We start from the raw sequence: 10,365 nt of genomic DNA, 5'->3' as shown, positions 1-10,365 counted from the left end.
TATCCCCAGAATTACGCGAAAAAATTCTGCAAGAAGGGCTTTATGTGGCTCAGATTCATGACCAAGTATTTGAATTAGATATTCCCGATAATTTTCAACCTCAAACCTATTAAATAACCCTGTACTAGGAAAAACTTTTTCAGTAAGCTTTATTGTAATTGTCCGCGCAGAGCATAACGATCTTTTTCTAAACCGAAAGCGAAGAGAAAAGAATGGCTTATAGTGGGGTTAGAAAGAGTAAAAAAGAGAAAGAGAGCGATAACAGCCAATCCTGACGATAAACTAAACATAGTTTTGTAGGAAATTGCTAAAACCCCCAGAATTGGACCTGCTAAGGCTGTTCCCACATCAAAACCGCCGATACAGATAGAATAGGCCCGGCCGCGTTCTTGGGGCCCAGAGCGATCGGAGATTAAAGCCAGTAACATAGGGAATAAAATCCCCCCTCCCGTACCTTCGAGAATAGCGGCTAAAATTAAAGCGGAAGGAGATCGAGCAGAAGATAGAACCAACATGGATAAACCATAGCAAAAAACGCTAATAGTGATGAATAAACCCCGTCCATAGCGATCACTGGCTCCTCCCGACAAAATCCGTCCGATTACCCCCGATACTGCCGCACAACTGTAGAATAGACCGGCACTGAAAGGGATCTGATTTTCGAGGAGAAACAGGGGTAAAAAAGCGACTAAACCGCCGAATAAAGTACCAACCAGCAGAAAAACTAAGGTGGGGACTAAAAAAGCTCGCTCTTGACATAATGCCCAAAAACTGCGCTCAATTGTCGGATTTTCTGCCTTCATTTCGGCTAATTTTTTCTTGAAGTCCAGTTCTTGAATGGAGAAACTCAGGAGAAAGGCGATCGCTCCCGAAGTGGCGGAAACTAGAAATAAACCGTCATAACCGATCGATTTGTAGAGATAACTGCCTAAAGCTGGACCGATTCCCATGCCTATGGGTGCAGTTAAGCTCATATAACCAATTATCTCTCCCCGTTGACGAACGGGGGAAAAATCCACCACTAGGGTACTGTAACCGGTGGTAAAAGCGGCGATACTGAGGCCATGGTAGGCACGGACGACGAATAAAGAGGAAAGATCGCGAAAAAATAGATAACCGAGGGGTGCAGTAGCGGCGACAATAGTTCCAAATAAAACCACTAATTTGCGACTGCGGCGATCAACTAGATTGCCTAACCAACTGCGCGATAAAATTAAACCGATGGCAAAAGCCCCCATGACAAAACCGATATCTTGTTTGCTACCGCCTAGGGAGTCAATATAGATGGGGAGAGTGGGGAGGAGAGTGGTGATACTTATCCAGAAAAACAGCGCCGTGACGAAGAGAATGAGTAGTTGACGACGAGTTTCGGCAGTAAGCGATCGAAAAGTTTTGAAAGCGTTCACAACAGCGACCGTCACAGGCAACAAAAAGACCCGGAGATCACGCCAGTCACAAGCATCCCGTATTGCTGCTACCTTCCGGTCCTGACAAGGTTAAGGCGTTGCGATCGCATGAGTCCGAGTCTTTTCTATCATAACATCTTTTTCCGGGATACTGGCATTTTTTTCCAGAGAATTTCCTCTCAATCTAGACTGTGAACAGAAATTTTCTCAACGAGGGGGTTTTTGTAATTGTTGTTGTAGAGAAGTTTCCGCTTCGATCGCCAATCCGCTAAACTGTCGGATTAAGGGTGAAGGACTCTCCCCAGAATCGGCAGCCAGGAAAAATAACCAACGGCTGCCGGGGGTGAGTTGTTCGATGGAATTGAAGTTACTTGTCAACCAAATTAGCGGTAAATTAGGCAGATTGGCGTTTTTTTGACGAGCTTTTGCCTCTATACCAGCTAAAGTCTCTAAAATGACCCTTTCCCCTTGAATTAAACCCGTTTCACCGGTCCAGAGTTTCACATTTAATTGCCGACGATGGGCATAAAAATAGAGGGAAGCAGCGGCAATAATCGCCCGTTCAAAACTGTCTTCTTGCCAATCACAGAGGGTATCGAGACAGATAATCACTTCCTGTCCTCCCGTTAACACTTCTAATTCCCGAATTTGAAATTCTCCCAAACGGGCGCTAGTTTTCCAGTGAATTAAACGGGTAGAATCACCCTGGCGATATTGTCTCAGGTTACGCGTAAGTCCTTGACTAGCCCTTTGATAATAGCGATTATTTTCTAATTTTTGTTCCATCTCTTGACCGAGGGAATCGATTAGGGGACATTGTTGTAAGGGTAAAATTTGGGGATAAACTAAAGCTTTAGCCGCTGCTTGCTGACAACGACGACACCAAAATAAACCGAGAGGGGCTGCTGTTCTTAATTGTACTTCTTGCCAGTGATAAATACCCCGTTTACTGGTGGGTAAATAATAGGTCAAACGATGGCAACTTTTGGGGGCAATCGCTTCTATTGGGGTTATTTTTGGCTGATTGAGGACAATTGGCAGCATATCTGTCACTTCTAGCAGATTTATCGGCTGATTGCTGGTATTTTCTATCTCTAGGCTTATACTAAGATCGTCCCCCGCACTCACGGGTACAATGGCAAGACGACGCACTTTTAGGGGAAGAAGGGAACGACGCGGTAGAATTATTGATAAAATTAAAACAGCGATCGTCGTGCCACAGATAGCATACAACCATCCCGCCATGGTATTGGTCGCCGCTCCGAAAAAACAGAGGGTAATGCCAATGATTACCCCCCCACCGTAAGCGGGTAAAATACCGCGATCTTCTAACCAAGTTTTCATAGGGTTTAGTGGTTTTGTCGTCTTTGCTGGAAGGCTAAAAATCAGGCCCACACTTCTAGAATTACCCCAAAATCCCTCTGATCAGCGAAGGGAGTCCTATCCCTTGTCACTATTGTTATTTTTCTTAACAAAACTTAACAATTGATGGCAAAATTTTGCTTGCTTTTGTGGGCAGATTTTGGGATAATATTTTTGAAAGAGTTTATTCATAATTGGAATCTAAGCAGTCAGAAATAAACACAAACATCCCATTATGAAACAAGCATAACCCAAGCCGCCGCTAAAGTCAAGCACTCATTCCTAATTATTATTAGATTTCTTGCATAATTAATTTTTCAGAGTTCAAATATTTATTAGTACAAAAAGACCATTTGGAAGTTAACGAATTGATCGGGGTTTGAGCGAGTCAATTGGCGATCGCATTTTCGGCACTTTTCTGCTTACTTTATTCGCTAAAAAGCATACAGGATAAAGGTTACAGCAATTTTAAAACCCTTCCCTTAAAAAATTAAGCGAACAATGAGTCGAAGGCTCTGCCTTAAAGTAGTATTCAGGTAGAACCTGGGAACGCGCTAAAAATCAGGCCCACATCTCTATAATTCCCCCAAAACCCTTGAGAAACTATCAAGGAGATCGGACTGATCTGTTCAGGGAGTTCTCTTCCTTGCCACTCTTAGGACTTTTTCTTAACAAAACTTAACAATTGATGGCAAAATTTTGCTTGCTTTTGTGGGCAGATTTTGGGATAATATTTTTAAAAGAGTTTATTCATAATCGGAATCTGAGCAGTTGCCGATAAACACAAACATCCCATTATTAAACAAGCATAACCCAAGCCGCCGCTAAAGTCAAGCACTTACTCTAATTATTTTTCGCCTGAAACTTCTAATTCCGTGGGGGGTTGGGGGTATGAATTAAAATAACAAAGGTTGAAAACCGTGTTTGCGGGAAGCTGCGCCGATTTGTTCCATTTTAGGGACGGTAATTTGATTGCGTCCCCAGGAAAAATTAGTTTGCCAACCCTCCAACTCCAATAAAATCGCCTCAGCAAAACAGGCAAACATTTGACGAGAGGGAATATCCATATTAACGATTTTCATAATTTTCCAGTCAATATCGAGGGAATGCTCGACAATGCCGCCCTTAATCACCGAAATATCGGGGGCATTTAACACCGTGCCTAAATTTTTCGGATAACCACCATCAATAATAAGACAGGGGCGCTTGAGTTTATCCGGATCAATTTCCACCCCTTTAGGCAGACTAGCCACCCAAACAATGATATCAGCCAGGGGTAAAGCCTCCTCTAGGGGAAGAATTTTACCGCGTCCTAACTCCTCTTGCAGAGATTGTAAACGCTCTTGATTGCGTGCCACACATATTAGTTCTTTTGTATTGGTTTTTTCATTTAACCAACGACAAACGGCGCTGCCGATATCTCCGGTGGCCCCACAAACCACGACGGTAGATTGAGCTAAATCAACGCCCATTTTTTCAGCGAGGGTTTCCACCTGAGTGCAGATGACGTAAGCGGTGTGGGTGTTACCGGTGGTAAAACGGCCAAAATCTAGCTCGATATTGCGCACCTGTCGATTATCTTTGAGATTAAATTCCTCGAAAATAATTGAAGAAAAACCGCCGAGTGCGGTGATATTGATATCACTTTTTTGAGCGAGTGCCATGGCATTTAGCACCTTACGAATAGCAGACTTCACCCAACGATTCGACAACATCTCCGGTAAAAAACAGGATTCGATATATTTTCCTCTGATGGTTTGCCCCGTGATGCTGGTGACATGAAAATCATCGACAATTTGTGGGGGGGCCGCACACCAAAAATCTAATCCCTGGTTAGCATATTCAGGATAACCTAGATCGTCGGCGACCGATTGGGCGTGTTCTAAACTGGTAAGATGACCTATAAGACCAAACATTGATTGTTCTTTCGTTAGACTAGATGGCACTAGATAAAAATTAGGATATTGCTAAGAAATCGTTAAGACTCTTAAATATAATACACAAAAGTGCCGCTCTGTGTTGAGCGGCAGCCCGGCGAAAAAAAGAAATCTAGACGCTCAAGCTTTAGACAGCAGTTAATCCGTAGGCAGACATTCGCATGATATCACGGGTGCTGAAACCAATATTGCTTAAAGCTTCCCCGTAGCTAATCATAAAGTCTTCCACGAGGGCCTCTTTTTCCATAGCGAGGACGCGAGCATCATCCTCGACTTGATTGAGCATTCTCCAGACAATGGGAAGATTAGCGCGATTTGCTGCTTCTAGTTCCTCTTTAGCGGTTTCAAAGTTAGCTTTTAGCCATTCTTCGCCAAAATTGAGATGTAAATATTCGTCTTTAACTACGCTTTCAGTAATTTTACGCGCAAAAGGATCAGCAACAGGAATATAAATATTATAGGCAGCGATCGCAAAAGCTTCGATAATCAAAGATTGGATTAATAAACAGGTGACAACTTTACCTTCTGCGTAGGCAATTTGGAAGTTATCGTGCAGAGAGGAAAAGAATTCTCTGGCATAATCCATATCAGGAGTGATTTGCAAATTTTGGCCGCAAGCTTGAAAACCTTTCATGTGACGGTTTTCCATTTTTGCCAGACGGTGTAACTCTTCTTTGTTATCGGTGAGGATGTCTGCTAATTGAATATAATTGCTATTGGCCTCGTATTCTCCTTCAATAACGATGGCATTAATGCGACTATAGGCTGATTTATAGGTTTCGCTGGTGAAATCAAGCTCTAATGGTACAGCAAGCTCTGGCATAAACTCGATTGACTCCTATTTCTGACGAGATTTTTCCGACGTTCTTTCCAGTCTAGGGTAAGCCTTCTAGATGGAGTGATCTTTTTACGAGTCTAGCTCGATCGGTCTTTTTTGTATAGCTTGGCTTGAGAGGCTGACTTGCCAAGTTAGCTATAGCGGTTATCTTTTGCCACCGAAAACAAGTTTAGAGGCAACCCCTTCTTAACAGACGAGATTGCCGGCTGTTTGCTCAAACCGTGGCTAAAGATTTCCGGCGCTCGGCCTGTTGTAAGATGGCCCTGGCTGCCTGTTTACCCGATAAAGTGGCCCCTTCCATGCTATCAATGTAATCCTGTTGGGTATAACTACCAGCCAGGAAAAAGTTAGGGATAGGAGTCGCTTGCGAGGGACGATAGACATCCATCCCCGGTGCTTCCCGATAGAGACTCTGGGCCAATTTCACCACACTAAACCAAGTCATCTTTAACTCCCGCGAGGAGGGAAATAACTGATGGACTTGCGCTAAAACGTGCTGGGCAATATCTTCATTTTTAGTTTTAATAAAAGGATCCCCGGGGGTTAAAACTAACTGTAATAAAGAGCCTTCTCCGGGGCGATAATAATCCCTAGGACTGGTGAGAGCAAGATCTGCAAAACAGGAGAAATCCGCTTGGTGGGTGTACAAAAGATTGTCAATTCCCACCGCTTTTTGCAGTTGTCGGCGTTTTTCGGCATCATTTAACTCCGTCACCCAACCGTCAAAACGCAATTGTACCGTAGCGACGGGGACGGCTTCTAGTCGGAAAATATTGTCAAAAATCGGCATTTTTCGCCAATCTTGGGGAATGAGACGCTGAATACCGGGGACATCACCAGCGCAAACGTAGGCATCTGCGGTGATAGTTTCTGTGGTTTCTCCGTTAGCGACGATCAGGCCATTAACTTGCAGATTTTCGCCCTCTCCAGAATAGAGAATTTCCCGCACCTGACGACGGGTAGAGATTTTGGCGCCCCGTGCCTCCAGATAGTTAATAATCGGTTTATGTAGGTATTCGTGGGGGGAACCTTCCAACATCCGCAGGACGGAAGCTTCGGTTTTAGCGGCAAAAAATTGGAAAATCGTCAGCATACAACGGGCCGAGATATTTTCCGTATCGATAAATCCTAAGGCATAGGCGATCGGATTCCACATTTTTTTTAAACTGCCGTCATTACCGCCATGGCTACGAAACCAATCGGCAAAACTAATCGAGTCTAGATCCCGAATCGTTTTCATCGCTCCTTGAAAGTCTATCAGACCGCGGACGATGGGACTGGTACCTAAGGCCAGAGAATTAAAGATTTTATCGGCTGCTGAGAGTTGGGAGGAGGTAAAAAAGGCTTTTAAACCGTTAAAAGGCGCACCTGCGACGAAACGAAAGTCTAATTCGCCGATTTTTCCCCCTTCGTTAATAAAAGTGTGGGTGTGTTCTTTGAGTAGTAGGGATTGAAAAGCGCCCACTTTTTTCATTAACTCAAAAAGATTATAGTAACAACCGAAAAAGACGTGCAAGCCCATCTCGATGTGATTACCGTCCGTATCTACCCAACTACCGACTTTTCCACCGACAAAGGGACGAGATTCTAAGATTTCTACTGTACAGCCCGCATCGACCAGATCGATAGCTGTTGCCATTCCCGCTAATCCCGCACCAACGATCACCACTCGCATTTGTCAAGTTCCTGTTACAATTTTTCACTAAATCTTTATTTTACCCCGATCGGTCTGGTGTTTCTTGCTGGCGATTTTTTCAGGGTCGCTTGAGGGCGTGGCAAAATAATTGAGAGTTGCACTAGGGAGAAGTCATTTTGAAGCGATCGCTAGATAGGAGACAGGGATTAATTATTGTCAGTATTATATGGATATTGGGGATATTAGTCGATAGATTCTGGTTTAGTCTCGATCATACTATTCCCGCTTGGGATCAGGCCGATTATCTCAACGGTGGGATTATCTATAGCCAAGCTTTCCAAAATCCGCGCTGGTTTGATGGGGATTGGTGGCGCGGTTTATGGCTAATGTCGCCAAAAATTCCCCCTTTAACCTATCTTTTAACGATTCCCTTCTTTAATCTCTTTGGTATTAGCGTTGACGCGGGTATGTGGGTAATGGCTATCTATAGCGCCCTACTGCTCTTTTCTGTGTACGGATTGGGAATTATCCTCTTTAATGGGACTGTGGCTTTATGGGCGGTCTTAATCTGTCAATTTCTACCCGGTTTATACTATTATCGCCTCGAATATCTCTTAGATTTTCCCTTAGCGGCAATTGTAACGTTTTCTTACTTTTGCTTGACATGGTGGCGATTTAGTGGTCAAGGCTGGCTAAAAGCGATCGCTGTGGGGATTGCTTGCGGTTTAGGGATGTTAGTCAAACAAACCGCCCTATTTTTCCTCTTTTTACCGATTTTGTGGGTATTGGGCGAAAATCTCCGGCGAAAACGTTGGGGCAATCTAGCGCAATTAATGCTCAGTTTTTTAACGGCAGCATGGTTAATGTTTCCCTGGTATCGGACGAATTGGTTATTAATGTTAACCGCGGGCAAACGTGCCACGGTAGATTCGGCGATTTTGGAGGGAGATCCGCCTCTTACCAGTCCAGATGCCTGGACATTTTACGCCCAAGTTTTACCCTATTTTCTTTCTTGGGTATTGTTATTAGTTCCCGTGGTGGGATTATTAATCTCCTTACGCCATAGAAAAACCGAAGATAAGGTTAATCGTCCTGTGTGGATTTGGTTAGGAGTTTTTCTGCTGGGGGGATACCTATTATCATCCCTCAACATCAATAAAGATGCTCGTTATATTTTGCCGCTTTTACCGACTTTATCCTTAATTTTATCCGTTGGTTTATTATCTTGGCGCGGTCGTTTTGCCCCCAGTATCCGTTGGGGAACGATAACTATTGCCGCTATCCTCACCAGCTTAAATTTATTCCCCTTGGGGGGAGATATAATTACTAACGTTTTCAGTCCCAAATTACAACACCATCCCTATTTAAAAACTGGCTGGCAGCACGAAGAAGTAGTTAAAGAGATTCTAGCCGATTCTCCCTATCTTCGCAGCACCCTAGGGGTTTTACCTTCCACCCCCGAATTAAATCAACATACTTTCTCTTTCTACGGTGGTAAACATAATTCCCAGGTTGCCGGCAGACAGGTGGGAGTTCGGGAAGAAGATATCGAAAAGGATGTCAATTCTTTAGATTGGTTTTTAACTAAAACTGGTGAACAGGGTTCCGTCCCCAATGTCCAGAAAAAAATTGTTAATCGAGTCGCCACTGGGCCAGATTTCCAAGTGGAGAAAACTTGGCAGCTACCGGATGATAGCACCCTGTCCCTACACCGAAAAATATATCCTTCTGTCACGGTTAACCCCCTTGAAAATGCGCCAAAACGGGTGGAATTAAGAGAGATTGCCATTACCGAAAAAGCTTCTCCTAATCAAGCCATTCCCGTGGTTTATAAATGGGCAGGAGACTGGCAACAATTAAAGTCAGGGATAGTGATTTTAAACTGGCAAGAAGTGGACGGTAAGGATTATTGGATGCACGATCACGGTATAGCTATGGGGGGATTAATGGCAGAAAAATTAACTCCAGAAGAGCAACAAAAGGGTTTTGAAGTCACTGAAAAAACCGCCATGCAGTCGGCAGCAACCCCCGGAGTTTATCGCTTATCTGCTGTTTATCTCAATCGGGAAACTGGCGAAACCTATCCGATTAAAACTAACGCTCAAATTACCATCGATCCTCAAGTTCCCAAGTTAGCAACGCCCCAATTAGATTTAGTGACCCAATTGCGCTTAAAGTCTGCTAATATTGGTCAAGGATTAACGGGTATTGAGCCAATTTTTGAGTTAAATAATCGTATCAATCAATACGATTCGATTCAGGATTATGTGCTGCAAGCAGACAAGGCTTTTTCCTATCGTTTACAGCAACAAAATCCCCCCGATAAGTTATCTTTAGCCTACGGATTAGCAATTTCTAAGGTACTACAACAGGATGTGGCAGGGGCAATAAAAGCCACGGAGGAAATGATTAAAATTGACCCCCATAATCCCTATCATTATGCTTATCAAGGGTTTATTTATCTCTACGATTGGCAACCGCAAGCAGCCCAAAAAGTCTTAGATAAAGCTAGACAATTAAATCCCGATAGTGAGGAAATTAAGACTTTAAATGCAGTGGCTGCCTTGATGGGGGGAAATCTCGTTAAAGCTTGGCAATTATGGCAGTCAAATTAAAATAGAGTGGGAATTATGAATTATGAATTATGAATTAGGAAGTGGGAGAGGGGAGAAAAAAGCTGTCTTCTGTCTCCTCAATCTTGAATCCTAACCCCATGGTAGATGTGGGATTTTTGCAGGAGTTATATTTTCCGACAAAGATAAGCAAAAGTTATTTATTGACTGCAAAAACTTGAGAATATTTAAATTAACATTCCGCAATATTTATAAATTCTTAAGAATTAATTGAGAAAGATTTTTATTTAACAACGACGTTATGCTAGTTACAGCGATTTGATAGAATTTCATAATGGGATATTCTATGCTTTTTTGGGCAGCAATGGTTGAAACCCTTGCCACACCTAGAAGGTGATCCTAATTAAGACGGGTAAATTAGTCAATTTCACCCACAACGATGATCTTTTTTTTATGTAGTTTTATTGCAAAAAAAAAGTTTTTTTGACAAAAAGCACAAAGTATGATAGGAACCCAAGGTATTTCTGGTTGCGAGTAATTATTGTAGAGAGGGGAGAGGGGAGAAAAAAGCCGAATCCTGACTCCTAACCCCATCAACAAACTTTTTCAGCAA

Annotated in this window: 6 protein-coding genes, 1 other RNA gene and 1 pseudogene; 2 read left to right on the top strand and 6 right to left on the bottom strand. The window is 43.1% G+C overall.

Annotated elements, in window-relative coordinates:
* A pseudogene (locus LW728_RS19830) lies at window positions 1–113 on the top strand (DUF3782 domain-containing protein); the annotation flags it as partial.
* 36 nt (window positions 114–149) lie between these two features.
* On the opposite strand, the gene LW728_RS19825 reads toward LW728_RS19830, so the two are convergent.
* The 6 genes from LW728_RS19825 to zds all read right to left on the bottom strand — a co-directional run bounded on the left by LW728_RS19825 (window position 150) and on the right by zds (window position 7,218).
* Window positions 150–1,421 carry an MFS transporter gene (locus LW728_RS19825; RefSeq protein WP_002800450.1) on the bottom strand — a complete coding sequence of 424 codons (1,272 nt, stop codon included), beginning with the start codon at window positions 1,419–1,421 and terminating at the stop codon, window positions 150–152.
* Between the two features lie 9 nt (window positions 1,422–1,430).
* Window positions 1,431–1,527, bottom strand: an RNA gene (ffs, locus tag LW728_RS19820) — signal recognition particle sRNA small type.
* A gap of 86 nt (window positions 1,528–1,613) precedes the next feature.
* Window positions 1,614–2,750, bottom strand: a complete 1,137-nt coding sequence (locus tag LW728_RS19815) for a DUF58 domain-containing protein (protein WP_287767825.1) — start codon at window positions 2,748–2,750, stop codon at window positions 1,614–1,616.
* A gap of 914 nt (window positions 2,751–3,664) precedes the next feature.
* Window positions 3,665–4,684 (bottom strand): long-chain acyl-[acyl-carrier-protein] reductase, encoded by a 1,020-nt coding sequence (locus tag LW728_RS19810; RefSeq protein ID WP_002800448.1) that lies wholly within the window; start codon window positions 4,682–4,684, stop codon window positions 3,665–3,667.
* A 148-nt stretch (window positions 4,685–4,832) separates the two neighbouring features.
* Complete coding sequence (locus LW728_RS19805; protein ID WP_002739386.1) at window positions 4,833–5,528, bottom strand: aldehyde oxygenase (deformylating); 696 nt, start codon at window positions 5,526–5,528, stop codon at window positions 4,833–4,835.
* A 229-nt stretch (window positions 5,529–5,757) separates the two neighbouring features.
* The gene (gene zds, locus LW728_RS19800) at window positions 5,758–7,218 is read right to left on the bottom strand and encodes a 9,9'-di-cis-zeta-carotene desaturase (protein ID WP_002800446.1); all 1,461 of its coding nucleotides are present in this window, start codon (window positions 7,216–7,218) and stop codon (window positions 5,758–5,760) included.
* A 137-nt stretch (window positions 7,219–7,355) separates the two neighbouring features.
* Between zds and LW728_RS19795 the strand changes: the two genes are divergently transcribed.
* Window positions 7,356–9,794, top strand: coding sequence for a glycosyltransferase family 39 protein (locus LW728_RS19795; protein ID WP_287767822.1), 2,439 nt, complete (start codon window positions 7,356–7,358; stop codon window positions 9,792–9,794).
* Window positions 9,795–10,365 lie beyond the last annotated feature (571 nt).

The sequence above is a fragment of the Microcystis sp. 49638_E5 genome, assembly GCF_021300285.1.
Taxonomy (GTDB): domain Bacteria; phylum Cyanobacteriota; class Cyanobacteriia; order Cyanobacteriales; family Microcystaceae; genus Microcystis; species Microcystis aeruginosa_C.
The sequence above is the reverse complement of the archived record's forward strand: the minus strand, read 5'-3'. Positions and strand labels throughout refer to the sequence as shown.